The organism is Bacillus sp. ISL-77 (assembly GCF_018613105.1).
The window spans coordinates 127067-153090 of record NZ_JAGGQY010000025.1 but is presented as its reverse complement, the minus strand read 5'-3'; the positions used below and the strand labels follow the sequence as shown (position 1 = coordinate 153090).

Genomic DNA, 26024 nt, shown 5'->3' with positions numbered 1-26024 from the left:
ACTCTAACGGGTACAGTTTAAAATTGTGCTTACCTTTTTTATTAGAATCAAATTTCACATGATAAAAATGACAATAAAAAACAATGTTAGCGATACCATTGTTTTTGTTTAGTTTTCAAAACTTTATTTAATTTTGCTTTTTTTGTTGGGCTAATTTTACTTTATCCATTGTTCCAGGGGGTTGTTCTAGCCATTCATTTTGAATCATTAAATATGCAATGTCCTTTGCGTACTGAGCAATCTCAAGGGAAAGGCGTTCATAATTTAAAACTAAATCACTTCGTTGACTTGCTGCGGCGGCTGTTGCATAATTACCAGTTCCCATTGCTGTTAATAATCCCATTTGGAACATTATTAATTTATCAGAAAATACCTCGGCTGTTGAGTTAGTTATGGATACATCAGCAGATACGGGCGACTGTGTATTATTATCAAGTAAAGTAGAGGAGAAAATTTTGACGTGTTTTTCAGAAATGTCTTTTCCTTGAAGCATAAGTTTTTGAACTTCTTTCCTAGGGGAAGATTGGGCAAAACTAATAGCTAATATTACCCCGATTACATTGTTTTGAATATTCATATTTAAGTGTGATATTTCGATTGCATTTAATGGTCGTTTATTAGTAAATGGATTTAATCCACTTAAATAGCTTTTGCTGTCAACAAAATCTTTTTGTTTAGGATAATCAATATAAGGCGAACGGACATACAGTCCTTTTTGTAGAAGTACCTCCGAACTTTCATCATATAAATCAGCGGTTTTGTTAAGTCCATTCTTATAAAATTTGCGAATATCTCTTCTTGTACTCATGGATAAAAAACCACTGTATCCTAGCATCCCAGCTTTAGACATATGGTTGATATATGTAAGCATAAATGAATCTGTATATAGACGAGGAGCATTAAGGTTAACATCACTGTCAGACAACCCATTGGGAACAGGAAAATCTTCTTGCTGAAAGAGTTCAGTTAAATAGGAAAAATCGCCAGATGGAATGTTAAGAGCCATCTCAATAATTGACCTTACTTCTGAGTCTTCAACTGTATTAAGAAAATAGTTTAAAAATTGAATCGACATACTATCATTCATATAGGTCGTCCAAAGAGATGCTATTTCGGACGAAGTTAGATTGATTTTATTTTCACCCATGATATAGAACCTCCAAATAATGCCTAGTAATAAATGTATTATTTGTTAAATAGGAAAAAGTATTCAAATCATCTTTTTCAATGACCCGTTTTGTTTCAGGAGCATATTCTTTTGTTCCATAAACGTTTTTTCTTAAGACTGTTGTCGGTGCTGTATTGTTTTTTAGGTATTTACTTACTGTGTTACGAGATATTCCAAGTTTTGTCGCTATTTGTCTTTGCGATAAACCTTCAACCTCTTTTAAGAATTTGATATTATGAAATTGAGCCATTTCGATCATCCTTTTCGTCCTCTCATATGAAGTAAGTTTGGTCACTTCCTATCATAAGAGAGGTTAATAGAATTGGAAATCATGTGGCTCATTTTTTATGTGATCAAATCATGGAAAAGTGGCTCAAATCTAGATTATCAAAAACAACCCTCTCAATTTGAAGATTACGATTTTCCATATTAAACATCTAAAGAATTTAGCGGGTTATACTTATCATTCTGCTCTCGTAAAGCAGTTCCCCATAAAGCCAAGTAAATTCCACTCGTCTTTAAAGAACTGTGACGTAACATTTTTTGTAAGGTGAAGACATCACCACCATTAATTAGGAATCTGTGTGCGAAGGTATGTCTGAAAGTATGGGCTGATAACCTTACATCTTTAAAGTTCATAATTGTCTTTAGCCGTTTAAAGACATTTTTAACTGCATTTGAAAGCATTGATATAATAGGCTTTTATTTTTCCTGTATGATTTAAACAGATGTAATTGGTGGCAGTATGTTTGGTTTTGCCACCAGTCTGCCACCGACTTGCCACCAATTTAACACCAGCGAAACCCTTTCTACGGAAAGCCCCGAGCAGGTCAAGGAAGAATTTGAAACCAATATTTATCATGTATCGCAGACAGATAAGTGGTTAAGGGAAAATCCGCCAAAAATCGAGTGCGGCGTTCACGGCGTGGAGTGTTAAACTGATGGAAATATCCACTCTTGGTAATCCGCTTCACGGTATGGCAGTATATAAGGGCAACAACATACTTACTTCTTAATATTTTCTGATTTTCAATAATTTGAGTCAAATTATTTTTCAATTCTTCAAGCGCCACATGACTGGATGATGCATTCAGGCCCAGCTCATCCAATAATGCTCCTACTTCGGTCATAGGCAATCCGCCATATCCATAGGGCGGCCATCACAGCCACTCTTAACTAACGGTCTCTCAAACTTTCCTGCTGCAGACCAAGAAAACAATCGTTAAATACATTTTTTACCTGTAAAATTAGCATTCCTAATAGTACTTGGAGTATATTAACTAAATATAATAGGTTGTTTTTGGTGTTAATGACTAAAAGGAGTGTATAATTCGGATGTTAAAAATTGAAGTGCCAAGAATTGAAAAGGTTATGATTAGCGAGGATGCCAAGTACGGAAAGTTTGTCGTTGAACCTCTCCTGCGAGGATTTGGAACGACACTTGGCAACTCATTACGTCGTATCCTTTTATCTTCACTCCCCGGTGCCGCTGTCACTTCCATACAAATAGATGGGGTACAGAATGAATACTCAACTATTGAAGGGATAGAAGAAGATGTAGCAACCATCATTTTGAACATAAAAAAATTATCTATGAATATTTTCTCTGACGATGAGAAAGAATTGATGATTGATGTACATAGAACCGGTACAATAACAGCTGCTGATATTTCTCATGATAGTGATGTAGAGATCTTAATTCCCGATTTGCATCTTGCTACCCTTAAAGAGAATGTACATTTTAGAATGCGCCTAACTGCAAAACGTGGACGTGGTTATGTTCCAGCAGAGCTAAACAAACTTGAAGTCCTTCAAGAAGGAGTCATACCAATCGATTCAATCTATACACCGGTTTCACGCGCCAGTTATATAGTTAAAAACACTCGTGTTGGTCAATTGGATAGTTTTGAAAGGTTATCTTTCGAACTTTGGACAGATGGGAGTTTAGGACCCAGTGAAGCCCTTTCTGAAAGTGCAAAAATGTTTAATGAACATCTTTCTATTTTAGTAGGACTTAATCCTGAATCACAAGATAGCCAATTTATGTTGGAAAGAGAAGAAGTTTCAAAAGAAAAAGAAATTCTTAACCTAACTATTGAGGATTTAGACCTTTCTGTTCGTTCTTTCAACAGTCTCAAACGCAATGGGATTAATACTATTCATGACTTAGCTAATAAGTCCGAAGAAGATATAAGAAAATTACGTAACTTAGGACAAAAATCTTTAAAAGAGATCATAGATAAATTAGAACGTTTAGGTATAATCGTACGCAAAGATGATTAAAATCCATCATTATTTTCCTTGTGAATTCCCACTAAAGAAAATATTCTCCGGTATCTTGAAGAAAGTACTAATGGACGGTAGTTATAAATGTTTTTAAATGTAGTAAGTAGGTGATAATTAATTATACATATCTACTTACTGCAAGGACGGTACAATTATGTTCTCCTCCATACTCATGAATAGATTCTTAACCAAATATGTAGATAAAATATATTTCTTTTTGTTCTCTCTCAAATTACCAATTTTAATTATTTGAATAGTCCGAAAATTGTTGGTATACTAGAAAAAAGGTTAAGGAGTTGATTTCTTATGGAAAAGAATTTGCTTAATTCACCACAACCTGAAGTAAATGTCATGGATTCTCTATTTGCTGAAATGGTGTTAGACAAGGCCCTGCGTGATTTCCGAAAAGAGAAAATTCAAAAAAAAATCGACCTATCCTTAGAAAATAAAAATAAAGCAGAATTCCTACGATTAACAGAGGAATTAAAGAAAGTTTCTTAAAATTGTTTTATGTAATTGTTCTTAAAAGGATCTTCCAGTCGAAGATCCTGTTATACTGCTTGTTGAACTAAAGTACCCGTTTGTTGGACTCGGAGTCTCTTTTTCTTTACCTTTTTAATAGAAATCTCCTAGCTATCAGTTTGGTTGTACCACCCATAGCCCCCATCAATCCTCTTCCAGAACCCGATGAATACCACATATTTCTAAGTACCGATGGACTCTTTATAAGGAGAATACAACATCCCATAAGTAAAACAAAATTAAGAAACGTAATATTTTCATTGATTAAAATACTTAGAGCTACAACGAATAAAAAAATTTTCGCGATAATAGTAACAATCTGACTTAGTAATTCACGCCACCAGACACCCAAGTATTCATTATCATCAGCAATGACCGATACACAAGCTAAGGGAGAAAGTAAATATAGGAACATGATATCTGCATGGAATACTGCAACTGAAAATAAGAATGCTATAAATGCTACAGCAAATACGGCTAGTAAGATAAGGAGTGCAGCACCCTGAAAATGGAACGTGTCAAAGTTATTTGGATCAAACATATAAATTGATTTTTTCCTTGCTAACCTTACTTCCTTCTCCAATCATCCAGTTCCCCATGTTATAGGCGACTTGTTCTAACAAGATCTTTTGGATAAAAGGCATTGCCGGTAACAGCAAAGCGGTCACTTTCAACAAATCGAAAACCTGCTTTGGATTGGCTCTTCCAATTGTGTCGCAAAGGACAATTTCATCTACTCCAAGCACCTCAGCTCTTTCGACCATGTCTAGAAATAGATCAGAATCTATTTTTCCTTCAAACGGACACCAAAAGGAAATAGCAATATTATATCGAATAAAAACATCATTGGCTTTTGCTTTTTAATTTTAACTGCGCAAGGTACGTCTGCCCGGCTCTCAAATAAAAAAACCCTACTTTTGTAGGGTTTCCGATTGTCGACAACTGGCATTCCGAATAAGCCTATTCTGGTGTCTTTTGTCATTTTTATAGTCTATTGTATTTGCTCTGGTTTTCCAATATCGCTAAACGAATAAGCTTCACTTTTATTTCTTTGCTTAATGAAAGCCATTCAGGTTTAAGGATTTTCATTTTACATTCCCCCATTAGAGTATTGTTCGGTTTCAAGAAGTTTTTAAACAACTTATTTTGTAACAATAATCATCTGAGATGCATTTGATATTTCTACTTATATTAACATTCCCGTTCCATCGAACTTTTTAACATTTTTCGTTTTCCATTTTATTTAAATTTTCTACATTTGTTCATTTATAACATGGTTTGTGGATTTATACATTTTTGCTTGTTATGGTTTATTCTCTCTGTTGAACGGGTACTGTATTCACATCCCAAATTTATTGGAGGTATAACAAATGAACAATGAACAGTACCCAAGCAAATTACCCGCACAGGAACAAAACCAGCAACCAGGAATTGAGAAGGATATGAAGCCACTTCCAGATACGGAAAATCCGAACTACAAAGGAAGTAACAAGCTACAAGGAAAGAATGCCATAATTACCGGTGGAGACAGTGGAATTGGACGTTCTGTATCAATAGCTTTCGCAAAGGAGGGGGCAAATGTTGCGATTATTTATTTAAACGAAAGCAATGATGCCGAAGAAACCAAACAGCTGGTTGAGGAGGAAGGTGGAAAATGCCTATTAATTGCTGGAGACATCGGTGATGAATCCTTCTGTAAAAAAGCTGTACAGCAAACAATAGATGAGCTGGGCGGACTTGATATACTTGTGAATAATGCGGCTGAACAGCATCCTCAAGAAAGCATTTTGGATATAGGGACAGAACAACTGGAAAAGACATTCCGGATAAATATTTTTTCTATGTTCCATTTAACAAGATCCGCGTTGCCTCACCTTAAGCAAGGAAGTGCGATTATTAATACAACATCTATCACTGCCTATCAAGGACATCCAAAGCTGCTTGACTATTCTTCTACTAAAGGTGCAATTACAACCTTTACACGGTCTCTTGCCCATCAGCTTGCCGAAAAAGGAATCAGAGTAAATGGAGTCGCTCCAGGACCTATTTGGGCACCACTTATCCCTTCTACTTTTACCGCGGAAGAAGTAAGTAAATTTGGACAGGATACACCGATGAAGCGCCCTGGACAACCGGAAGAGGTTGCTCCTGCGTATGTCTACCTTGCATCAAATTCAGATTCATCCTATGTTTCTGGACAAATTCTGCATATAAATGGTGGAAAAGTCGTTAATGGGTAGGTAGATACATTAAAGCAAATCATTCCCTCCATAAGCCATAAAAAGAGAAAAAAAATATAAACTATTAATACAATTTGTCCACACCTCCCAATTTACTCCTACATTTAATGTAGAAAGGGAGGTGAAATTTTATGAGTATAGAGGACGTTATTTCAATTGGAGCAAATTGTATTGTACAAATCAGAAATCGCTTTTTTCTATTAGTAGAAATCGAAGTAGAAGCAGGTAATGTTGCATTCGAGGAATTCGTGTTTATTCGTATATCACGACAAGAGGCCAGGACATTGTTGGATGCAGGAGTCAATCGTTGTGAAATTACAACCCGCGTTCCGAGATCGGATGATGTAGAAGTAGAATTTATTTGTATCTTGATTGTAGATGGAGAGGCATTTGCAGTGTTTGATGTAGAAAACAACACGGACGAAGCAGTTCTTGTCGAAATCCCATTAGCAGCTGCACGTCGATTAATCCGCAGAGGTGCAAGGGAATGTACGGTCATTGACAGATTGCGAGATTAAGATCTTTAAAAAGAATTAATAGATTACACAAAAGGGCTATTTACGCGAATAGTCCTTTTGCTATTAAGATTGATAAAGCAGGGATTAAAATAGGACAAAAAAATCGAAGCTTGAGGGAATTATCCTCAAGCTCATTTTATTGAACAGACTCTATTTCACTAATTTGAAAGAGAAAATCATTTTGACCTTCTCTTGTGTTTTTCACTTTTAGTTCTCCTTCATATAATGATTTTCCTGTTTTTAAATCACGAATGAAAATGGTATGTCCATTATTTGTTGAATGAATGATATATATTTTTCCATTCATTAATTTTATATAGGGGGCACCTTCATCTTCCTTATTATGTAATAAATCAAATGTCAGTTTTTTGCCCCATTTCTCCTTTTCGATATCATACTTGTTCACTTCAAAACCACTCTCTGACTGAGATGGTATAAAGATAGTAGAATGAAAGATAGCAGAGAAATCACCTATAGTTCCACGTATTTCATCAGGAACAACTAATTTTTTCGACTTATTATTTTCTATATCGTACACCATGACTTCATTGGCGACTAATTTCGGTTCACCGTCCAATTCCATTTCGCCCTCAGCTTGAACCTGTTTATCTTCATAAGCCTCAGTCTTAAACAAAAGATATTTTTCTGATTGAATAGAATTATAATCATTGATAATGATAATATCTGACCACCCATTCTCTACCGATGAGGCCGAATGAATTATTTCATCATTAACTAATTTTTGTTCATCTATGTTAATTGTGTATACATTCAGATCATTTCCGCCCTCTGTCCGAAACCCCCGTGTGATGACCTTTAAGTTACCATCTATGACTTGGACATCGACAACCTCCATCCAACCGTAATTTTCTCTTTTCGGCACAGCTAACTGAATCGAAGTAGTTTCTTCTGATTTTTTATTTAATAGGTTAATATCAAAAGAGGAATGTCTAGAATCCTTCGCTTTTATGCTGGCATAGACTACTAGATTTTCATCTTCATAAAAGTTATTGGGCGTGAATTCCTTACCGCGCATAAAAGTCCGGTACTGGTCTATTAATTTTTTTAATACAGGCACGGTGTTATTCTTTGTTAGTTCTTGAATTAGAGATTGATTAGTTAGATTGATTGTTTCTTTACTTGTGATTTGTAAGGATTGATTCAGGTTACCAACAACATAGTCACCGTAAAAGATTAAATTTTTCACTTCATCTTCCTTACCACTTACTTTTTCAAATTCAATTTTAGCATTCTCATTGGCAGCCAAACTAGATTGTATATAAAAAGTTCCAATAACCATCACCGTAACGATACAAAGTGAGATGATTTTCCAATATCGTTTCATTTGTACGCCCTCCTTTTAAACCCTTACTTTTTTCGTTATGAGGAAATTGCCCGTCCATATGGCACCAGTCAAAACAATGAAACCTGTTCCTAATTCCATGAAAAATAGTTCCAGTGGGTAAAAGTAATTGTTTAGAATAAATTCATCTACTAAAATGGGAGCTAAAAAAATTACAATAGAAGCGGCGCTATAGAGAATGCCGTAGAACACCCCTTTCATACGAAAAGAACGTTCAAACAAAATAGCCGTAAAAACAATAAATACAGCAGCCATTCCACCGACATAATATAGAATAAATTCAATAAAAGTATTTGGAAACATAATCATCAAATCAGGAACCTTAATCATTTCATAAACTGAGAGATTGGTACGCAACTCATTCGGAACGATCCGCAGTAACACTTGATTTTCGATGGGTAATAATATTAGCTGCAAGGCAACAAGCCCTAAAGTAAATAGTAAAATCGTTGTCGCTTTTGCTAAATAAACATGAATTCGAGCAGTCGGCAACATTAACAAACGATAAATAAATGTATTTTTCCCAAGCCAATCACGATACCAGATAAAAAAAACATAAATGATTAATACCACCAAACAAAGTCCAATCGGTCCCATAAACCAAAGAGTCTGAGAAATATTATAAAAGGATAGGGTGCCATTTTGTTCGATAAATTCACTCATCGGTATTAATTCCTCGTAAATCATTTGATTTGCTTGATTTACATAGGTTCGTGATTCAACAATCACGCCAATTAGTTGGGAAAAAATCGTAACTCCAATTAAAACGATATATAGTTTCCAAAAACGATTAAACTCGAAATTGACTAACTTCAAATAACGACTCATGCTTTATACACCTCTCTCATGACATCGATTACCGATTTTCCTTCACTTTCTCTGACCTCTTCTGCATCGAATTCTTTTAACACTACCCCATTATCTAGTAACACCACTTTATCAATTAGATGTTCGATATCATTAATTTCATGTGTCGTAATGATGACACCACGGTTCTCGATTAGATGGCTGGAAAATACATCCGCAATTTGCTCACGACTAAATATATCAATCCCTGAAAAGGGTTCGTCCATTAAAACATATTCTACATCCATTGCTAAACCTAGCAAAAGGTTCACTTTTGCGGTATTGCCTTTCGAGAGTTCAGAAATTCGATCACTTTCTTTGAGCTTGAAAAATTGAAGAAGTTCGCTTGCCCTTTCCTGATTCCAACAATCGTAAAAATCAGCCATAAAGGTAAAAGCATCTCCTATTTTCATTTGGGGAAGCATCGTTATGGCATCAGGGATAAAGGTCATTTTTTCATAACTCCCTTTATGAATTTTTTCTCCATCAATAATAATTTCACCACTATTAATTGGGGTTAATGCCATGATGGCCTTCATAATGGTTGTCTTCCCCACACCATTAATGCCAATTAAACAAGTAATCTTCCCTTTTTCAGCAGTAAATGAAACTCCTTTTAACACTTTTTTCCTACCAAATTTTTTAGTTACATCTTTTACTTCTATCACATAAATCCCCCCTATTCATTCATTTCCCTTTCATACTTGCTCTTTACTAAATTCAAGGCCTCATGTAAAGGTACATTGATTGCCCAAACTGAATGAACGAATGCATCAACTGCCTCTAAAATCAATTCCTCTCGTACCATTTTCAACACCTGCTCATCTTTCGTAATGCGGCTAGGCAAATTCCCTTCCGTAAAAATCAACCCTTGTTCCTCCATTTCTTTATACGCTCGCTGCGCTGTATTCGGATTAATTTTCAGCTTATTCGCTAGTTCCCTTCTTGATGGAATCTCTTGACCTGGTTCGAAATAACCTGTTGCAATTTGTTCTTTAAAATGCCGGATCACTTGTACATAAACAGGATCCCTATTGTTAAACTTTACATCCATAGACCCAACTCCTAAAAACATAATGTTTTCATATCCGTTGTATTATTAGGTTAATACAGTAATAACAAAAATAAAAATGCTATAAAAAGAAACCAGATTCCAAAAAAACTCATGCATTAACCTGATTAGACATTGTTCAAAATAAAATGTGTTTAAACATAAGCTGCATTTACACTATCTGTATTAAGTGCATAATACAATAAAAAGAAAAAATAGGCTAAAGGAGCAATGCAATATGGTGTTTTAAGCATCAGAGCTGTATAAAATAAGTATTAGCAATAAATGATTATTCATAATTTATCATTAATTACAAATCTGCTACACACTTAGAATGTATTAACCATATAATACACCTTATGAATTGTATTATATATTTAATACACTTTGAACGCAACAATAGATATTAAAATTTAATTACACAATAATGTAATTTTGGATTTGGATTCTAGGTTCCACAGGGACTGTTTTTATAGAGGATAATCGGAAGTTTTGCGTGCAAAAAGGCACAACTATGGAAGATTTTTAATTTCAATCAGTTTTACTGTATGTTAGTTTTTTGTAATGGTCTGTCCCTCTTCTTGCATAAAGATATACAAAGGGGGGATTTTTATTTTATATCCAAATAAACTTATTAGAATTACTGTTGCCTATGTTTTTATTACCTCGGCACTTATGAAATTAATGAGTACCGAAGTAGCGAATCATTTTCTTGGATTAGGACTGCCCTATTCCCACATGATGTTAAAGATTATCATTTTACTAGAAATAGTTTGCGGAATTCTACTATTGGTTAATAAAGCTGTTAAAAATGCAGTGGTACCTTTAATTGGTATTATGATCGCAGCCATTCTATTAACAAAGGTTCCCTTACTGCACACTGGCTTCCTTCCATTCGCTTTTGGTGCTCGTTTAGACATTGTTATGTTAGTTTTGCTAGTTTATCTATACAAGCAATACCATTCCTAAAAATATAGACATTGCTGGATATTACTATCTATCTGTTCTAAATGGGATTGTAACGAATCCATTTAACACGCAAAACGAACAGAGTTTTTTAAATTGAGTTATCTTTTAAAATAAAATTTTCATAGGAGATTCTTGTAAGTAAAAAGGAAAGAATACAAAATGTCTATTTATACTAAGTCAATTGATTAAATTTGCTGGATAAGTGGTAAATATAAAAACAAGAGAAATACAAACTGGTGTAGTTTTGCAAAGAAAGGATTAACGAAAATGATTATAACGGAAAGAGAACAAAGCTATTTTATGGTAACTCAGAATGATCACGCCAAAATTGCAGGGGAAATCGCCCGAAACTGTAAAGATGATTATTTTTTTGATCATACACGAACCCAAGAAGTGCAACTGGCGATCCAAGAACATGACAGAGGCTGGATAGAACTGGATACGTCTCCTGTATGGAATGATAAAACGGAGATGCCGTACTCTTTTATCGACTACCCGATAGTGCTTAAAATTTCTTTTTATAAAAAGGGATTGAATGAAGTTGAAAAAATGAGCAAGTATGCTGGACTTTTATGCAGTTTACACTATTCATCATTCATCCAGGATGCTACAGAGCCCGCAGTCAGGGAATTTTGGAATGAAGAAAAGCAAAGACAGGAGCAGCTTTTAAAGGGATTGCAAATAGTGGGAAACGAGAATAAGAATGAAATTTTAATGTACCACTTAGATCTGTTAAAATTTTGTGATTATCTTTCCCTGTATATTTGTTTAAATGAACCTGGAGATAATAAAAGGATACATCCCTTTTTTCGAAATGGATTTCCACAGTTATTTCCTTTTGTTACGGACAAACCCATCGATGCTCATTGGAAAAACCAAGAAACGGTTTCGCTCTCCTTCTCCCCTCTGAAAGGTGAATTAGAAGTAAAACTGCCTTATAGGGCTGTAAGAAAAGACCAAATAGAGGAACATGGCATCTTACAGGCATACAAGGATACCCCTGTTACTATAAGGAAGATAGCGTTTAATTAGGTGAAAACCTGTGGAAAGCATTTTCCGAAAAAATGCAATCCACCGGTATATCGTTTATCTAAGATCTGCGTTTAGGTTTAAAGGTTTTACAACAGGTTTCTGCTGAAGTACCTGCAGTATCTATATGATTCTTTTCACCTAATTCGGCAGACATTTCTGTATCATACCTTGCATGGTTATCTAGTTCAACCATAATTTTTTCCGCAGTACAAACATTTCCTTGTCCATAAAACGAACAGTTGGAAATCGCACAAGATACTTCAACGTTAGGCATTGTCTTACCTCCTAGTTAATGACCTGTTGCTTTATTATTTTTTGTAAAAACAATTTTTTCATTCCTGGATACAAAAGATATAAAAACAGATACTAGTAATTATTATCACCCAATTGAAGGTGATCTGTTTTTATAATCAGTACATTCTATTTAACCAAGAACGTCTCTCCTACTTCATCAAATGCGTGCTTATAGTCAAACGCAAAAGGAGTGGGTCCATGCTGAATATAATAGTTGTATCTCTTGAATGCCTCCTCCCAGGATACATCCTTCACCTTTTCCGTCCACCACACCACATATGTAGGTTGTTTCTCTTGATGAGTTTCAATCCACTTGTTCCTGTCTCGTATGGCTTGCTTGTGTTGACCTGAATACGTAAAACGATATAAAGATTGAAGGCTTTTCCATACCGTTAGTGTAAGAATAGGTACACCCTCCCCTTGGATAACTTCCTCAGGGAATGGCACTCCATTAGGTGAAAACTCCTCTATAAGATGCCCTGACTTAGCAGCCTGGCGAAACACTTCGTATCCCACCTCAAAAAACTCACGAGAGGCAGGATGCTCATACGGATGTTTTAGTCTACCGACAGTATAGATCGCAACAAAAGCCATAATTATCTCTCCATTTACACTTTTTACCTACATATATTCAAGAAACTCTGGACTAATTCCTGTTGAAAAAACTTACCATCATTCGTTGTTTTCCACGATGATAATAAATCATTTGATTTAAAAAATAAGCAGTGGATAACAGATGAAAATAAATGGGGAATTACTAATCCTAATAAGAAAAGAAAGGTGATAATCCTAACTGTTTTTCCATGCTAATTGTTAAATATATCTCAATGAATGTTGACGATTTCAATCGCTTTCACTTTTGAATTATATGACCTTGATGAGGATATGGAACAGATCATCATTTTTATGAAAAAACTTTCTTTTTATAGAAAGGACTCAAATTCATAAATTACTAGGCACAATTAATTACCTTTGTAAAATCTTCAAGAAAAGTGTAGTCTCCATACACTCGTTGAAGGGTGGCTGCACTTTTTTTATTTCGACAAAAATCTACGAAACTCGGACGATGACTGGCTCTGCCTCTAAAATTTTATATATACTGGCTCCAATTTCATCTCTAAGTATATTATAAAGGGTGTTAGCCTAATTACTCTCCATACAATCGAAAGGTAGTGTTTGAATGTATAATAACGCAATCCCTAATCTTAGTGATTACTCTAATGCTATTCCCCAGGCTCCAATGTCTTACGGCTTTGCGACTCCTTTTCAGGGACAATGTGTTAATGTTCGTGGGTGGGGAAGTTTTATCATTATCATCGTGTTGTTTATTTTATTAATCATTATCGGTGCAATTATCGGGCGATGACAGACACCCAAATTTAAAAAATCACAACTAAAAAAGTGTCAGGTACCATCTAGATTTGATCGTGCCTGACACTTTTTATGTTCAAGTAACATTTACTTCATTTCACAAATTTCCCGACAAAGAAATTAAAAGATTTGCCTTTTCTTTCGTAAGTGACTTATCACTTTGAGCAGATAACTCATTTACATACGCTTTAAGTTTACCTTCTAAGGCATTCTGATTACCTTTCGCTGCTGCTTCTTTTGCTCCATTAAGTTTGGTAGTCAGCGAATGAGCAACACCCGTCTTCGTTACAAAAGATTCGGTTAATCGGCTTAAACTATCAAAGTCCACAGTTACCGTAAATTGAAATTCTAATTCTGCTGCATTACCTGAATGATCAATAGCTTTGGCTGTGAATTTATTTACTCCTACACTATATTCATATGCCGGCCCTTCTATAGACGGGCATTCGACAGAAGCAATTCCAGACAAATCATCAATTGCACTGCAAGTGATAGATATGTTTGAATCAACAGAATAACTTTCCTTATTACCAGTTACTGTGATTACAGGAGATGTTGTATCTTCTTCCACAATCATAATCCAGCTGATTTGAGGATCAGGTGAACCAGCTACCCTGCGAACAGTGAGGTCAAGTTTCCCATCCGTTATGTTCACATTTTTATAGCCTTTGACATCGTAAGAACTCGTAAATACATAGCCCTTCGTTTTGGTTTCACCGTTAATTAATATATCTGCTTTTCTGCTTCAATTACTTAATAGGTAACGTAACGAAGAAAATAAATCTCCACTGTTACTGCCCGACGGTTTTGTACGATCCCCGACCAATTCAAAGAGTTCTCTGATAGATCTCACCCTGGTTTTGGCCAGACTTCACCTTTTTTGTTGAACCTGTCCTTTTTATGTAACCATGCCGGGCATATTCAGCCGCTCCTATTAGAGCAGCCGAAGATTGAAAAGTTAATATCAGTGATATGAATTTCTACGTCAAACTTACTTGAACCCCCGTATGCCAAAACTGTGTTGTGAGAGATCATAGGCTCGCCAACTCCTCTTACTCGATTGATCAAGTGCATGGCTGCACTGCGATTTAATATATAAACTGCTGTTTCAAATTATTTAAATCCTAATATGAAATGAACTTGCATCTTTATCATGCAGCGGTCTTGTTATGCGATATTGTTAAGAGAACGAATTTGCCTTGTTAACGCACTTGATAGTATATTCTTTCTTTCTTTCTTTCTTTCTTTCTTTCTTGACTCTTCAGTTACTGCTTTACAAGGGTATAAGTTTATGTTTTTTGGCAAAGATGTTTTTATAACAGATGGTATATAAATACGACCGTAAAAGTTAAACGATAACTATTTATAGAAAGGTACTCTTCCTCAATAACTTAAATTAAGAGAGTTCACCAAAGTTTATGAATATTTAAAGAAAACCCTTTTTTGAATAAAAGAACAATCCGTTATGTTTTGTTAAAGGAAAGGGTTTACATTTCATAAAACATAAAGAATCTATTAAAGAATAATCTTTTTGAGTATCTAACCCTATCATTAATTTTTTAGAGAAGGGTTTAGTCATAAAATTAATGAAAGAAAAATTATAGCAGAAACATCCATTGAAGACGAAGGAAGGATAATAATTTGGATTCAAATTCCTTTTTTAAACTAAAAAAGACCGGAAAACAATCGTTTCAGTCAATACAGGAAGAACAAGAAGATTTTTCTCTTCAATTGTTTTCCAATCTTGATGAAAATCTTTATAACATAAAAGCGATGTTAGATAAACCAAGTGATCTCATTACGAGGGAATTTACTATAGGGAATACCCATCATCGATGTGCCATCGTGTATCTGGATGGTTTAGCCGACAAAATGGTAATCAACGATCAAATCATAAAAAACATTCAAATTGAATCTGTAGTAAGTGAAAAAGAATTATCGGACAAGGCCGTTCATCTTGTCGATCAATTATATAACAAAGTTCTCTCCGTTGGTGAAGGAAAAAGAACCACATCATCAGATGAAATCTTATATTCTATACTTTCTGGAGACACCGTACTCTACGTAGATGGTACGGACCAAGCATTAACAATTGGTAGTAAAGGTTGGGAAAACCGAAGTATTGAAGAACCAATTACAGAGGCAGTGATTCGCGGGCCGAGAGACGGGTTCATTGAGAATCTGAGAACCAATACGATGTTGATTAGAAGATCTATTCGGGATCCGAATTTGCGTTTCAAATCGTACAAGATAGGAAGACGTTCAAAAAAAGACCTTGTTCTCGTCTATGTCGACGGAATCGTGAATCCGTATATTGTGAAAGAAGTCAATCAAAGATTGGCATCAATTGATATGGATGACGCCCTGGAAACAGGCTACATCGAGCAATGGATTGAAGATAACTTTCTATCACCGTTTCCACAAATAGATCATACAGAAAGACCGGATAAAGTAGTGGGGGCTGTTTTACAAGGGAAAGTGGCGATTTTGTTAGATGGAACACCTTTCGTTTTAATCGCACCCATGACTTTCGGAAATACGCTCCAGTCCCAGGAAGACTATTATGAACGATGGATTGTGGGGTCCTTAGTTCGTATATTGCGATATCTCGGAGCCTTTATTGCTGTTTTTTTACCCGCTTTATACATTGCGCTCGTTTCGTATCATCCTGGAATGATACCGTCTAAATTAGCATTTTCCATTGCTGCGACCAGGGAGGGGGTTCCTTTTCCGGTTTTTATTGAAGCATTATTAATGGAAACGACTATGGAATTACTACGTGAAGCCGGGATCCGCTTGCCAAAACCGATTGGACAAACGATTGGAATTGTTGGGGGGCTGGTTATTGGTCAAGCTGCCGTCTCTGCAGGGATTGTGAGCCCGGTTATGGTCATAATAGTCGCGGTTACAGCTGTTTCTTCTTTTTCTATGCCCGGTTATAGTACGGCACTTGCTTTTCGAATTATCCGTTTTGGTTTTATGGGAGCGGCGGGTCTTTTTGGATTGTATGGTATTATTCTGGCTTACATTGTAGTTAATATCCATTTGGTGAATTTAAAAAGTTTGGGTGTCCCCTATACAACTCCCTTTGCCCCAAGCTTTGGCCGCGACTGGAAAGACCTTGTTCTTCGTTTCCCGATCACTATGCTGACAAGACGCCCTAACTATCTGCAAACAGAAGATGAAAAACGAATGGGGATGAAGAAAGGAGGACACTCATCGTGAAGCCCTTTGAATATGGAGATGAGGAAATTAGAGAACTAGAAATTCTCTTCATGGTGGCTTCGTATACGATTGCGATAGGGGTACTTTCCATTCCACGCACATTGGCAGGGACAACGAATTTCTTTGATGGCTGGATTTCTTTAGTGATAACGGGTATTTTCATCATTTTCATTACATGGATCAGCACAAAACTCGCCTTACGTTTTCCGAACCAGACATTTTTTACGTATGCCTCTGCGATTTGTTCAAAACCTGTAGCTGCACTGATCACCATATGCTTTGCTATTTATTATATGGTAAGTGCTGCCTATCAGACAAGATTTGTTGCAATCATTACTAAACAATACTTATTGGCCCGGACACCAGTAGAAATCATTGCGTTACTGTTTCTACTTGTCATAGTTTATGCGGTTTCAGGTTCTCGGGTTGGTGTCATACGGTTAAATTTGTTGTTCTTTCCCATTATTCTTTTCATTGCTTTATTGGTATTGGGGATGAATATCCCCAATTTTGAACCTAAGAATCTATCTCCCTTGTTCACCACAAGCTGGGAGGGCTATTGGAAAGGCAGCAAAGAAAGTTTTTTTTCTCTTATTGGTTCTGACATTCTTCTCTTTTATGTTGCATTTGTGAACAGATCGAAAGGAGTGACAAAATATGCCATGATTGGTGCAGGTATTCCGTTAGTTCTATACCTACTTATATATGTGATGGCCATTGGTGTTTTCACTGCAGAAACAACTGCAACGCTCGTTTATCCCACGATTGAACTTGCTAAAGAAGCAGAGGTACCAGGAGGCTTTTTTGGGCGTATTGAATCGTTATTTTTTATGATTTGGATTATGACTATTTTTAATACGGCATCCTTATGCCTCGATGTAAGTTTAATGGCCTTCAGTTCCCTCTTTCAAAAAGTAAAAAAAAGAACATTTATTTTTCTTCTAACACCTTTTATTTACCTAATCGCCATGTTTCCCATAAATCTAATAGAGGTGACTGTACTAGGCAGGTACTTAAGTTACTCTGTCTTCGGACTGGGAGTTTTGATTCCAACAGTTTTACTAATACTAGCGAAAGTCAGGGGAATCAAGGGAAATGAGTAGATTCAAGTTATGCATAACCCTATTAGGAGTATTTTCTGTTTTCCTTACCGGGTGTTGGGATCACGTGGAAATTGAAGATCGTGGCTTTATTATTGGATTAGCCATTGATTTAGCTGAGGAAACAGATGAGAAATTAGATGAATCAGAAGGAGAATATCGTTATAAAGGAACCTATCAATTCGTCGTTCCCTCTGGATTATCCCAGGGAGATTCAGGCCAAGGCGGCCAAGGCGGCACTTCACAGAAGGCGTATAATAATTTAGTAATCGAGGATGAGACTATATCGGGGCAATCGCGCCATTTAGCAGAAGAAACGAGTCGAACACCATTCAATGAACATTTGCAAACCATTATCGTATCAGAAAATGTCGCTAAAATACCAAAAGCATTAGGTAATGTCCTTGATTTTTTCCTGCGAGATAGTGAAACACGAAGAGGAATAAAAGTTATGATTGCAGAAGGGGAAGCAGGTCCTATTTTGGGTATTCAACCAACACCTGAAAATCTTCCGGTCATGCATATTGATTCAATTGCTGAAAATTCATTTAAAAACGCAAGGATTCTTCCTGAAAAACGAATCGGCAGCATTCATGAACGTTTAATAGATAAAACAAGCTTTGTCGTTCCTAAAATAAAAATGGATAATCAAAAGATAAACATAGCAGGGGCAGCCGTCTTTCATGGTCATAATAATCAAATGATCGGCTTTATTAACGGTGATATCACTGAAGGTTTAAATTTGATAACAGGTGACTATAAAGGGGGTATTTTGAAAACAAAAGTAGAGAATAAGCTAGTTGTTTATGAAATAAAAAGGGAAAAAAGCAGTGTAAAGGTCGAGTCAAAGAATAAGGAAAACATTCAGTTTCATATTAAAATTGAGGCAGAAGGACAAATTGGAGAGTCATTTGGTTCTCTTGATTACATGAATCCTAAAATCCTATCTAAAGTGGAAACAGCCGTTGAAAAAGAAATTGAACGAAAAGTATCCAAAACAATTAAAACGTTTCAAGAAGATTTAAGAGTTGACGCTCTTGGGTTAGGTGGTTATCTTCAACGGGAAGATTATAACACATGGAAACGAATCAAACAAGACTGGGATGATGGGAAAAATTACTTTTCCACAAGCACCATTAAAGTTCAAGCAGACATCATTGTCCAAACTCCTGGAGCAATAATTGAAAGTGAAAAACAATAGAAAGAGGTGAGCTAGATGTGGGAAAGAGTAATCGGCCGATTGCCCTCCAACCTTATCATCTTTTCTACTGTAGTATCCGTATTACTTCCTATGGCATTCTATAAGCTGAATCAAAAATTTCACGATTATGGTGATCCGTCATGGAAAAAGAAACAAGAACCCTAAAATACCGCTTTGTAAGAACAGAGCGGCATCAGTTATTTAGCTAATCCAGGCGTAATAATACGTTCTGGATTTGTATATATATTTAATGCTTTGTTATGGATAAAGCCAACAGCGGTAATACCAAGTCTTCTGCTAAGCGCAAAGCCAGTTCAGTTGGTGCAGATTTTGAAAGAACAATACCACATTTAATTTTAGCTACCTTTAATAATATCTCTGAGGAAATACTGCCACTAAATACGATAACTTTATCCTCTATTGAAATTTTTCCAAGCGGTATGTGACATCCTGCTGCGGAAAAGAGTCGTCAGAGTTCAATTCTTTCGTATTACGTACGTCTACTTTCGAATAAATACCAAGTTTTCCTTGATTTATTTTATGAATTTTCAGGGATTCTTCTTTTAATGTCACCATAATTACCTCTTTCATCATATTGAACTTTCAATCGCTAAAAAGACTGTAATTCTCTAAAAGTTAAAACTTATATATTTTGTGCTGTAAACAAAGTTTTTCGGACGTAGAATTTTATGTTCATCACCTCACTCAGTACTTTCAAATCACCAATTTACAATAAAATTTTTTATTCTTATTTCTTAATTCATTAATTTAGAAACGGGCATTAGTAGACTTGTAGCAGTTTCGATATCTATCTTAATTTGGGCTTGGAGTTCTTGAATATTATTGAACTTTTGTTCATTTCTAATTTTAAAAAGGGCCTCCACTTGAACAAATGCCCCATATATTATTTGATCAAAATCAATTATATAAACTTCGATGCTTTTCTCATAAACTTTATGAAATGTTGGTTTTACCCCGATATTCATAACACCGTAATAGTCGCAATCGTTTAATTTTATTTGAACGCCATATACCCCGGTTTCTAACGATGGGGCTGAAAAATCAATATTTGCAGTCGGAAACCCTAATTTCCTTCCTCTACCCTCGCCATGGACTACCTTTCCTTCTAGATAAAACTTTGTTTCTACTAGTAATTCCGTGCTCATATTGTCACATCCCAATTTTTAAAAAAATCTTAGTTTATCTTTCTAATTGGCTCACCCAATAGAAATGCTTGAATGTCTTCTAATGCCTGTCGATAGAATGTTTGATAGTTTCTTTGGGAGACATATCCGAGATGCGGTGTCGTCAGTACATTGGGGAGTGAGCGGAATACGTCTTTCTGTGATAAAGGCTCCTTCTCAAATACATCGATGGCTGCCCCTGCTCCAACCGTTCTTTAAAGCCTCTATAAGTGCATTTGGGTCAACAATTGCAGCACGCGATGTATTAATTAAATACGAAGATAACTTCATCCTTTTAAACTCTTCACTACCTAGCAAGTGTTTAGTGCGATCACTAAGTACAAGATGAATCGAAACAAAGTCACTTGTTTCTAAAAGTTCCTCTTTTGATGATGCTAAACGAACACCTGCCTCATCAGCCCTTGCTTGCGTAAGATTCTGGCTCCATGCTACTACTTCCATTCCAAAGGCCTGCCCAATACGTGCTACCCGGCTGCCAATCTTACCCTGACCCAGGAGACCTAACTTTTTTCCATATAAATCTATACCGACTGAACTTTGCCAAGGTCCATTCGTTTGAATGGCATTATGCTCGGATACAATATTTTTGGCCAATCCCAAGAGTAATGCCCAGGTAAGCTCGGTTGGAGGCTCTGGATAACTTTCAGTTCCACAAACGACGATACCTGACGAAGCCGCATAAAGATCGATGGAAGAGTTTCTCATACCTGTTGTAATAAGCAGTTTCAAGGTTGGTAATCGTGATAGAACAGAGGCAGGAAATGCAGTTCGTTCACGTATAATTACTAGAATTTCATAATCTTTGATAACATTGACAAGATCATCCTCATTATCATAATATTTACTAAATGTATGTACTTCTACTTTTTCTGAGATAGATGACCAATCCACGATGGAAGTAGCAACATTTTGATAATCATCAAGGATTGCGCAACGAAAGATTCCCATTAAGTTCATCAATTTCTTACTTGAATTCATAGTATTATCTCTTTTAAATAGCTTTTCACCAGTACCGATATAAGCAAAAAGAGACCGTTTCCAGTCCCTTTAATTAAAAGTCTTCCCCTAGTTATGCTTGTATGAAATAAATTCGCCTGCCATCTTACCCGTAAGGCACAGTTTACATTCCACACATATAACTTGAATTTTTTGAGGGGCTTCTACGAGTATCATTACACAACCTTCCATTCTTTAAGCTCTAACCTTCGTGATTCACATAAGACATGTGGGTCATTTTCTGCTAATGTGAGCGCTTCTTCATATGAATCTGCTATATATACCACTAGACCGCCAGAGTCATCCGAAAAAGGCCCTCTTGCAAAAATCTTTCCATTTTGATCAAGCTTGTCTAAATACTCAATATGTCGCGAACGCACTTGCAGATTTTTTTCTTTATCCAGCATATGCAAAATCGCTGCATAGTAAGGCATTACTTTCCACTCCCTAATTGCGATTCCAAACAACCAACTTCATTTCAGTCATTTCTTCAACTGCATATTTTAATCCTTCACGTCCTGTTCCACTTTCCTTTACCCCGCCATAAGGCATGTTATCTACCCTGAAAGTAGGAACGTCATTGATCATGACACCGCCAACATGCAACTTCTCTGTTGCATCCAGCGCTGTATGGACATCATTTGTATAGATTCCTGCCTGTAGACCATAATTAGAGTCATTTACTAATGTAATCGCCTCATCTACAGACTTAACTTTATTAATTAACACAATTGGTGCAAAAACTTCCTGACAAGAAACCTTTAATTGGCGATCAGCATTTAAAATCGCAGTCGGGTGGACAATATTACCTTCAGCAATCCCTCCTATCGTAATCGTTGCTCCTGCTTGTTTTGCCTCATCAATCCAAAGAAGTGTTCTCTTTACATCACTAGGTGAAATCACTGCAGAAACATCTGTTTCAGGATTAAGTGGGTCACCTAATTTTAATTTCTTCGTTGCTTCTACAAATCTTTCAACAAATGAATCGTAAACATCTTCGTGTGCATAGATCCTTTGTAGTGAGATACATACTTGCCCTTGATTGGAAAAGGCACCTGTTACACATCGAGAAATGATTTTATCAATATCTACATTTCTATCGATAATGACAGCGGCATTTGATCCTAGTTCCAATGTGACACGTTTTAAACCAGCCTTATTGCGAATTCCAATTCCAACACTCGGACTGCCTGTAAACGTAATCATACTTACTCTTGAATCAGTCACCAGCTTATCTCCCACAACTCTTCCAGCACCTGTTACCACATTCAATGCCCCTTTTGGCAAACCGGCTTCTTGCAATAACTCCGCAATGAACAACGAAGAAAGGGGAGTTTGAGATGCTGGCTTTAATACAATTGTATTCCCTGCTGCAATGGCAGGGCCCACTTTATGAGCAACGAGATTCATTGGGAAATTAAAAGGGGATGTGATATAAAACATTGGAGGACAAATAGGAGGACACCAGAGGACAAATTTAGATATAATAATGTATAAAGCCCTTCTCAACTGAGTGGGGCTTTTTCCTCTTCAGCAGACAATCCTTCTTCAATGTAGTGTAGTGCTTTAATTTAAAATCTCATAATTGAATACAAAGAAAAATCCCTACTTTTAATATAAAAGTAGGGATTTTTGGCGTTTTAATAGACTTAGGGATTAGTGAAAAATAGGGGACCTTATTGAAGAAAAGCGCCCTATAGTTGAAGAAGAAAAGAGACGCTTATTAAACAATAGCTCCCGATTCTTGAAGATCGTTAACTTTAATCAAAGCCCTCTTTCTTTGAAGAAGATATTACATCCTCCTTAAGAATGAACTTTCCCAGAAGTTTAATAAAACACTATTTATAAAAATATCCAATTCAAAAATAATATTATACTGTATAATTGATATTAATCGTTCTCTAAATACTATATTTGAATAATCATATATAAATCCATACGTTAGAAAGCCCGTTTCAACATCACCACCGCCACCGGTTACTCCTTTTATATTCAGCCAGTGGCACAATTTTTTTCAGCTAAAAAGCGGGCGTAACGAATCATTCGCTTCACAACATCTAACTCTAGAGCAAACGTTGCGGGAGTACCTGGTCTCCAATTTACCTCATATATCCAAATTCTATGAATTGAATCTAGACCGATATCAATTCCTAATTCATCAAGGGAACCGTCATATAAACGATCAAAGTGTTCAGAAAAAACGACCGCAAAGTGTTCCATATATCTTTTAATATTGTAATATTCACCACCAAACTCCTTTTTTAAAAAAATTTCAAACATTGTTGTATATCCACCATTGCTTAAGTTAGCGGTAAATCCTTCACTTGCTATACAAGGATAAATGGTTGTTAATGCCCATTTCCCCTCCTCATTTTTTTGAACATGTAAACGGAAGTGAGTTGCTAACCCCTTTTTCGTTGTAGATTTTATAAACGCTTGCGCAAGATAACTTTCTTTTTTGGCTACCTTTTCGGCGAAAACCTTAAATTTTGTTTTATTCATCTTTACTCTCGTCTTGTCTTGTTGAACAATAAAGTTTTCTTTATTTCTCCATACAAAAAAAATGTTTTGTCCTTTATGACCGTAAAGAGGTTTTAAGACAATCTTTTTATGCCGGTGAAGAAACTTAAATACATCTTGATATTTCAAAATTTCAGTAGAAGGAATTAAATAATGGGCAAATAGTTTTCCTTCCTTTATTTTTTTATGGACATGCATTTTATCCCCAATCGAATAGCTTGTGAAAGGAATCATTTCGTGTAATCTGTCAACAATTTCTTCCTGCCTTTCCGTCCCAGGAGAACTAGAGTTATAAATGACATCAGGAAACGGTCTACTTTTTTGCATCCACTGTCCGTCTTCATAAACCCAGGCTAGAATCCTTCGATCATTAAAATTGACAGATCCAGGCGAAAAAAAATAAAAATCAACACCTTCCATTTTAGCGGCTGCTGCATATGCATAAGATTTAAACACCGTTCTTGGATCTTTTCGGTGAGAAAGCATCCCAATCGTTATCAAAATCAATTGACCTCCCTTTAGTTTAAATCGGACAAATGGAATTGGATTTCTTTTGCAGCATTTTTGGCAATATCTGCAGCCTCAGAAAGTGTGTCTGCTGAAGCCAGTACGTAGCCGTAACGATGGCCCATTGACAAGGGGGGAGTTAGAAATTTGCCTTTGCGTGGTTTAATATAGACCTCATCTACTCCTTCATGACGTAATGCACGTTGCTTCCCTGTTACTTTTTTTAACTTTCCTGTTGAATTAACTGTAATATAATGAGCATAAGCATACTTTTGATAAGGCTTATCAAGTAAAGCTTTATGACCTGTATACAATTTAATCGTTTCTTGAACTAAGTTGATACCAAATCCTACTTCAATTAAGCGGTTCATTACTCCTCCTGAAATCCTTGGATTGATCTCAATTAATTTCCACTTTCCATTTACATTTCTTAATTCCAAATGAAAGGTACCGTTATTTATGTTAAAAACCTTTACAACAGTATTAACAACTTGAACAAGAGAATGTTTTGTTTCTTCATCGATTTCAGCTAATAACCCATACCCGGTCACAATAAAACGATCTTGTTTGTTAATTTCCTGTTGAATTACCGCTACCAAATGAATTTCACCATTTTGTACTAAAACTTCTAGCAGATACTGGGGACCATGCAAATATTCTTCAATCAGAACTAGTTCATTAGGATATTTTTTTATAAGGGTTTGGATGGCTGATTTTAGTTGTTGTTGATTTTCTACATATAATACATCCTTGGAGCCTGTGGATACGGGGGATTTTACAATTATCGGAAATTCTTTTACATGCTTTGTTATTAAATTTTTAAATTTATCCTTTTTTGGATCAAACACGATATAAAAAGGGGAAATGGATTGTCCCTCCAAGGTTTTTCGTGTTATAATTTTATCTTCCATTTTAGAAATAGCATGTTTATCTAGATGGTTGTTGCCAAACTCTTGCGATAATTGAGCCGCAATTTGAACAAACGGATCAATGAAACTTAGTACAGCCATGATTTGTTTGCCTTGCTTTGTAAGGAAATGAATCTTTTTTCTTACCAATCGGACGTCTATACGGTCAACCAAGTAAACATTATGGGCATCCGGGAATTCAGTTCGTTGTGCCAAATACTTCTTATTTGTTGTAAATAGTACCGTCAAATACCCAAGACGTTCAGCAGCTTTTATCGCTTCCCTGCTCGAGCCTGATTTATAGGTTTCGATAAACACAATCGTCTTCATGATGTCATTCAACTCCTGTTCAACGTTCACTTTAATAAAGGAACACTATAGGTTTGAATACAAGGGGGGAAATATAATTTCGCCTGTTAACCGTAATATTTGATTTCGAATTTTAACGGTACAATGAAATGTAAAGGCATTAGTTTGGTCATACCCCCTTCGTAAATGAAATGGTATGTTTTTGTAGACACTTTATACTACGGTGTTCCTAAAAGAATGGAGCCAGTACGTATTAATATTTATAAAACCTGTTTTTCAAACTCTTAAACGGCTTACCTAAAAGAGAGGCCGAATAAATGTCACACACTTGTACACCTTTTAATTTTTTTACACCATTAAATTTTTGAAAGGCTTAGGACAGGAGAATTACAA

General features: G+C 35.9%; 28 protein-coding genes and 4 pseudogenes. 11 read left to right on the top strand and 21 right to left on the bottom strand.

Features of this window, described 5'->3' with window-relative positions:
• Positions 1–127: 127 nt before the first annotated feature.
• The 4 genes and pseudogenes from J7E77_RS10225 to J7E77_RS10210 all read right to left on the bottom strand — a co-directional run bounded on the left by J7E77_RS10225 (position 128) and on the right by J7E77_RS10210 (position 2298).
• Positions 128–1147 carry a DUF3231 family protein gene (locus J7E77_RS10225; RefSeq protein WP_214713952.1) on the bottom strand — a complete coding sequence of 340 codons (1020 nt, stop codon included), beginning with the start codon at positions 1145–1147 and terminating at the stop codon, positions 128–130.
• A complete protein-coding gene (locus tag J7E77_RS10220; protein WP_251026602.1) occupies positions 1140–1418 on the bottom strand; it encodes a helix-turn-helix domain-containing protein in 279 nt (92 codons plus the stop codon). The genes J7E77_RS10225 and J7E77_RS10220 overlap by 8 nt, the downstream gene beginning before the upstream one ends.
• A 179-nt stretch (positions 1419–1597) precedes the next feature.
• Positions 1598–1846, bottom strand: a pseudogene (locus tag J7E77_RS10215) (tyrosine-type recombinase/integrase); the annotation flags it as partial.
• 152 nt (positions 1847–1998) lie between these two features.
• The gene (locus tag J7E77_RS10210) at positions 1999–2298 is read right to left on the bottom strand and encodes a hypothetical protein (RefSeq protein ID WP_214713948.1); all 300 of its coding nucleotides are present in this window, start codon (positions 2296–2298) and stop codon (positions 1999–2001) included.
• A 205-nt stretch (positions 2299–2503) separates the two neighbouring features.
• Here J7E77_RS10210 and J7E77_RS10205 point away from each other — a divergent pair, with 205 nt between their 5' ends.
• Both J7E77_RS10205 and J7E77_RS10200 read left to right on the top strand, forming a co-directional pair.
• Complete coding sequence (locus tag J7E77_RS10205) at positions 2504–3451, top strand: DNA-directed RNA polymerase subunit alpha (RefSeq protein ID WP_214713946.1); 948 nt, start codon at positions 2504–2506, stop codon at positions 3449–3451.
• Between the two features lie 309 nt (positions 3452–3760).
• Positions 3761–3955, top strand: a complete 195-nt coding sequence (locus tag J7E77_RS10200; RefSeq protein WP_214713944.1) for an IDEAL domain-containing protein — start codon at positions 3761–3763, stop codon at positions 3953–3955.
• Between the two features lie 106 nt (positions 3956–4061).
• Here J7E77_RS10200 and J7E77_RS10195 read toward each other — a convergent pair whose 3' ends face one another.
• Entirely contained in the window at positions 4062–4559 is a 498-nt protein-coding gene (locus J7E77_RS10195) for a conjugal transfer protein TrbL family protein (RefSeq protein WP_214713942.1), read from the bottom strand.
• Positions 4510–4722 carry a hypothetical protein gene (locus tag J7E77_RS10190; protein ID WP_214713940.1) on the bottom strand — a complete coding sequence of 71 codons (213 nt, stop codon included), beginning with the start codon at positions 4720–4722 and terminating at the stop codon, positions 4510–4512. The genes J7E77_RS10195 and J7E77_RS10190 overlap by 50 nt, the downstream gene beginning before the upstream one ends.
• A 624-nt stretch (positions 4723–5346) precedes the next feature.
• Between J7E77_RS10190 and J7E77_RS10185 the strand changes: the two genes are divergently transcribed.
• Complete coding sequence (locus J7E77_RS10185) at positions 5347–6216, top strand: SDR family oxidoreductase (protein WP_214713938.1); 870 nt, start codon at positions 5347–5349, stop codon at positions 6214–6216.
• A 131-nt stretch (positions 6217–6347) separates the two neighbouring features.
• Positions 6348–6734, top strand: coding sequence for a hypothetical protein (locus J7E77_RS10180; protein WP_214713936.1), 387 nt, complete (start codon positions 6348–6350; stop codon positions 6732–6734).
• 136 nt (positions 6735–6870) lie between these two features.
• On the opposite strand, the gene J7E77_RS10175 is transcribed toward J7E77_RS10180, so the two are convergent.
• Genes J7E77_RS10175 through J7E77_RS10160 form a run of 4 tightly spaced genes read right to left on the bottom strand, consistent with a single transcriptional unit; the run spans position 6871 to position 9997 of the window.
• The gene (locus J7E77_RS10175) at positions 6871–8079 is read right to left on the bottom strand and encodes a hypothetical protein (protein WP_214713934.1); all 1209 of its coding nucleotides are present in this window, start codon (positions 8077–8079) and stop codon (positions 6871–6873) included.
• 15 nt (positions 8080–8094) lie between these two features.
• The gene (locus J7E77_RS10170) at positions 8095–8925 is read right to left on the bottom strand and encodes a hypothetical protein (protein ID WP_214713932.1); all 831 of its coding nucleotides are present in this window, start codon (positions 8923–8925) and stop codon (positions 8095–8097) included.
• On the bottom strand, positions 8922–9611 hold the full coding sequence (locus J7E77_RS10165; RefSeq protein ID WP_214713930.1) for an ABC transporter ATP-binding protein: 690 nt from the start codon (positions 9609–9611) through the stop codon (positions 8922–8924). Before J7E77_RS10165 ends, J7E77_RS10170 begins: the two co-directional genes overlap by 4 nt.
• 11 nt (positions 9612–9622) lie before the next feature.
• On the bottom strand, positions 9623–9997 hold the full coding sequence (locus J7E77_RS10160; protein WP_214713928.1) for a GntR family transcriptional regulator: 375 nt from the start codon (positions 9995–9997) through the stop codon (positions 9623–9625).
• Positions 9998–10579: 582 nt separating this feature from the next.
• Here J7E77_RS10160 and J7E77_RS10155 point away from each other — a divergent pair.
• Positions 10580–10963 carry a DoxX family protein gene (locus J7E77_RS10155; protein ID WP_308160507.1) on the top strand — a complete coding sequence of 128 codons (384 nt, stop codon included), beginning with the start codon at positions 10580–10582 and terminating at the stop codon, positions 10961–10963.
• A gap of 267 nt (positions 10964–11230) precedes the next feature.
• Positions 11231–11995 carry a DUF3891 family protein gene (locus J7E77_RS10150; RefSeq protein ID WP_214713924.1) on the top strand — a complete coding sequence of 255 codons (765 nt, stop codon included), beginning with the start codon at positions 11231–11233 and terminating at the stop codon, positions 11993–11995.
• A gap of 58 nt (positions 11996–12053) precedes the next feature.
• Here the strand turns inward: J7E77_RS10150 and J7E77_RS10145 are convergent, their stop codons facing one another.
• Both J7E77_RS10145 and J7E77_RS10140 read right to left on the bottom strand, forming a co-directional pair.
• Positions 12054–12269, bottom strand: a complete 216-nt coding sequence (locus J7E77_RS10145) for a DUF1540 domain-containing protein (RefSeq protein ID WP_214713921.1) — start codon at positions 12267–12269, stop codon at positions 12054–12056.
• A gap of 146 nt (positions 12270–12415) precedes the next feature.
• Positions 12416–12883: a DUF3291 domain-containing protein gene (locus tag J7E77_RS10140; RefSeq protein WP_214713919.1), complete on the bottom strand. Its 468-nt coding sequence runs from the start codon at positions 12881–12883 to the stop codon at positions 12416–12418.
• A gap of 586 nt (positions 12884–13469) precedes the next feature.
• On the opposite strand from J7E77_RS10140, the gene J7E77_RS10135 reads away from it, so the two are divergent.
• Entirely contained in the window at positions 13470–13655 is a 186-nt protein-coding gene (locus J7E77_RS10135; protein WP_214713917.1) for a YjcZ family sporulation protein, read from the top strand.
• A 102-nt stretch (positions 13656–13757) separates the two neighbouring features.
• Here the strand turns inward: J7E77_RS10135 and J7E77_RS10130 are convergent, their stop codons facing one another.
• Positions 13758–14315, bottom strand: a complete 558-nt coding sequence (locus J7E77_RS10130; protein WP_214713916.1) for a DUF5011/hyalin repeat domain-containing protein — start codon at positions 14313–14315, stop codon at positions 13758–13760.
• A 986-nt stretch (positions 14316–15301) separates the two neighbouring features.
• Between J7E77_RS10130 and J7E77_RS10125 the strand changes: the two genes are divergently transcribed.
• From J7E77_RS10125 to J7E77_RS10110, 4 genes are read left to right on the top strand one after another with little or no spacing between them, the layout of a single operon-like run.
• Positions 15302–16885 carry a spore germination protein gene (locus J7E77_RS10125; RefSeq protein ID WP_374102964.1) on the top strand — a complete coding sequence of 528 codons (1584 nt, stop codon included), beginning with the start codon at positions 15302–15304 and terminating at the stop codon, positions 16883–16885.
• Positions 16882–17988 carry a GerAB/ArcD/ProY family transporter gene (locus J7E77_RS10120; protein WP_214713914.1) on the top strand — a complete coding sequence of 369 codons (1107 nt, stop codon included), beginning with the start codon at positions 16882–16884 and terminating at the stop codon, positions 17986–17988. The genes J7E77_RS10125 and J7E77_RS10120 overlap by 4 nt, the downstream gene beginning before the upstream one ends.
• Positions 17981–19186 (top strand): Ger(x)C family spore germination protein, encoded by a 1206-nt coding sequence (locus tag J7E77_RS10115; protein WP_214713912.1) that lies wholly within the window; start codon positions 17981–17983, stop codon positions 19184–19186. The genes J7E77_RS10120 and J7E77_RS10115 overlap by 8 nt, the downstream gene beginning before the upstream one ends.
• A gap of 15 nt (positions 19187–19201) precedes the next feature.
• Positions 19202–19351 (top strand): hypothetical protein, encoded by a 150-nt coding sequence (locus J7E77_RS10110; protein WP_214713910.1) that lies wholly within the window; start codon positions 19202–19204, stop codon positions 19349–19351.
• Between the two features lie 32 nt (positions 19352–19383).
• Here the strand turns inward: J7E77_RS10110 and J7E77_RS10105 are convergent.
• From J7E77_RS10105 to J7E77_RS10070, 8 genes and pseudogenes are all read right to left on the bottom strand, one after another.
• Positions 19384–19613, bottom strand: a pseudogene (locus tag J7E77_RS10105) (formate dehydrogenase accessory sulfurtransferase FdhD); the annotation flags it as partial.
• On the bottom strand, positions 19604–19762 hold the full coding sequence (locus J7E77_RS31715; RefSeq protein WP_214713908.1) for a hypothetical protein: 159 nt from the start codon (positions 19760–19762) through the stop codon (positions 19604–19606). The gene J7E77_RS31715 and the pseudogene J7E77_RS10105, both read right to left, overlap by 10 nt.
• A 179-nt stretch (positions 19763–19941) precedes the next feature.
• Positions 19942–20352: a riboflavin kinase gene (locus J7E77_RS10095; protein ID WP_214713906.1), complete on the bottom strand. Its 411-nt coding sequence runs from the start codon at positions 20350–20352 to the stop codon at positions 19942–19944.
• A gap of 29 nt (positions 20353–20381) precedes the next feature.
• Positions 20382–21339, bottom strand: a pseudogene (locus J7E77_RS10090) (D-2-hydroxyacid dehydrogenase family protein).
• A gap of 224 nt (positions 21340–21563) precedes the next feature.
• Entirely contained in the window at positions 21564–21821 is a 258-nt protein-coding gene (locus J7E77_RS10085) for a YciI family protein (RefSeq protein ID WP_214713904.1), read from the bottom strand.
• A gap of 13 nt (positions 21822–21834) precedes the next feature.
• Positions 21835–22815, bottom strand: a pseudogene (locus J7E77_RS10080) (aldehyde dehydrogenase family protein); the annotation flags it as partial.
• 564 nt (positions 22816–23379) lie between these two features.
• Positions 23380–24408 (bottom strand): YheC/YheD family endospore coat-associated protein, encoded by a 1029-nt coding sequence (locus J7E77_RS10075; protein WP_214713902.1) that lies wholly within the window; start codon positions 24406–24408, stop codon positions 23380–23382.
• A gap of 17 nt (positions 24409–24425) precedes the next feature.
• The gene (locus tag J7E77_RS10070) at positions 24426–25652 is read right to left on the bottom strand and encodes an ATP-grasp domain-containing protein (protein WP_214713900.1); all 1227 of its coding nucleotides are present in this window, start codon (positions 25650–25652) and stop codon (positions 24426–24428) included.
• Between the last annotated feature and the right edge of the window lie 372 nt (positions 25653–26024).

What these genes read in the sequence shown, in the direction of transcription:
- J7E77_RS10225 (WP_214713952.1), bottom strand. Translation starts at nt 1,147, where the DNA reads ATGGGTGAAAATAAAATCAATCTAACTTCGTCCGAAATAGCATCTCTT.
- J7E77_RS10220 (WP_251026602.1), bottom strand. Translation starts at nt 1,418, where the DNA reads ATGGCTCAATTTCATAATATCAAATTCTTAAAAGAGGTTGAAGGTTTA.
- J7E77_RS10210 (WP_214713948.1), bottom strand. Translation starts at nt 2,298, where the DNA reads ATGACCGAAGTAGGAGCATTATTGGATGAGCTGGGCCTGAATGCATCA.
- J7E77_RS10205 (WP_214713946.1), top strand. Translation starts at nt 2,504, where the DNA reads ATGTTAAAAATTGAAGTGCCAAGAATTGAAAAGGTTATGATTAGCGAG.
- J7E77_RS10200 (WP_214713944.1), top strand. Translation starts at nt 3,761, where the DNA reads ATGGAAAAGAATTTGCTTAATTCACCACAACCTGAAGTAAATGTCATG.
- J7E77_RS10185 (WP_214713938.1), top strand. Translation starts at nt 5,347, where the DNA reads ATGAACAATGAACAGTACCCAAGCAAATTACCCGCACAGGAACAAAAC.
- J7E77_RS10180 (WP_214713936.1), top strand. Translation starts at nt 6,348, where the DNA reads ATGAGTATAGAGGACGTTATTTCAATTGGAGCAAATTGTATTGTACAA.
- J7E77_RS10175 (WP_214713934.1), bottom strand. Translation starts at nt 8,079, where the DNA reads ATGAAACGATATTGGAAAATCATCTCACTTTGTATCGTTACGGTGATG.
- J7E77_RS10170 (WP_214713932.1), bottom strand. Translation starts at nt 8,925, where the DNA reads ATGAGTCGTTATTTGAAGTTAGTCAATTTCGAGTTTAATCGTTTTTGG.
- J7E77_RS10160 (WP_214713928.1), bottom strand. Translation starts at nt 9,997, where the DNA reads ATGGATGTAAAGTTTAACAATAGGGATCCTGTTTATGTACAAGTGATC.
- J7E77_RS10150 (WP_214713924.1), top strand. Translation starts at nt 11,231, where the DNA reads ATGATTATAACGGAAAGAGAACAAAGCTATTTTATGGTAACTCAGAAT.
- J7E77_RS10145 (WP_214713921.1), bottom strand. Translation starts at nt 12,269, where the DNA reads ATGCCTAACGTTGAAGTATCTTGTGCGATTTCCAACTGTTCGTTTTAT.
- J7E77_RS10140 (WP_214713919.1), bottom strand. Translation starts at nt 12,883, where the DNA reads ATGGCTTTTGTTGCGATCTATACTGTCGGTAGACTAAAACATCCGTAT.
- J7E77_RS10135 (WP_214713917.1), top strand. Translation starts at nt 13,470, where the DNA reads ATGTATAATAACGCAATCCCTAATCTTAGTGATTACTCTAATGCTATT.
- J7E77_RS10115 (WP_214713912.1), top strand. Translation starts at nt 17,981, where the DNA reads ATGAGTAGATTCAAGTTATGCATAACCCTATTAGGAGTATTTTCTGTT.
- J7E77_RS10110 (WP_214713910.1), top strand. Translation starts at nt 19,202, where the DNA reads ATGTGGGAAAGAGTAATCGGCCGATTGCCCTCCAACCTTATCATCTTT.
- J7E77_RS31715 (WP_214713908.1), bottom strand. Translation starts at nt 19,762, where the DNA reads ATGGTGACATTAAAAGAAGAATCCCTGAAAATTCATAAAATAAATCAA.
- J7E77_RS10095 (WP_214713906.1), bottom strand. Translation starts at nt 20,352, where the DNA reads ATGAGCACGGAATTACTAGTAGAAACAAAGTTTTATCTAGAAGGAAAG.
- J7E77_RS10085 (WP_214713904.1), bottom strand. Translation starts at nt 21,821, where the DNA reads ATGCCTTACTATGCAGCGATTTTGCATATGCTGGATAAAGAAAAAAAT.
- J7E77_RS10070 (WP_214713900.1), bottom strand. Translation starts at nt 25,652, where the DNA reads ATGAAGACGATTGTGTTTATCGAAACCTATAAATCAGGCTCGAGCAGG.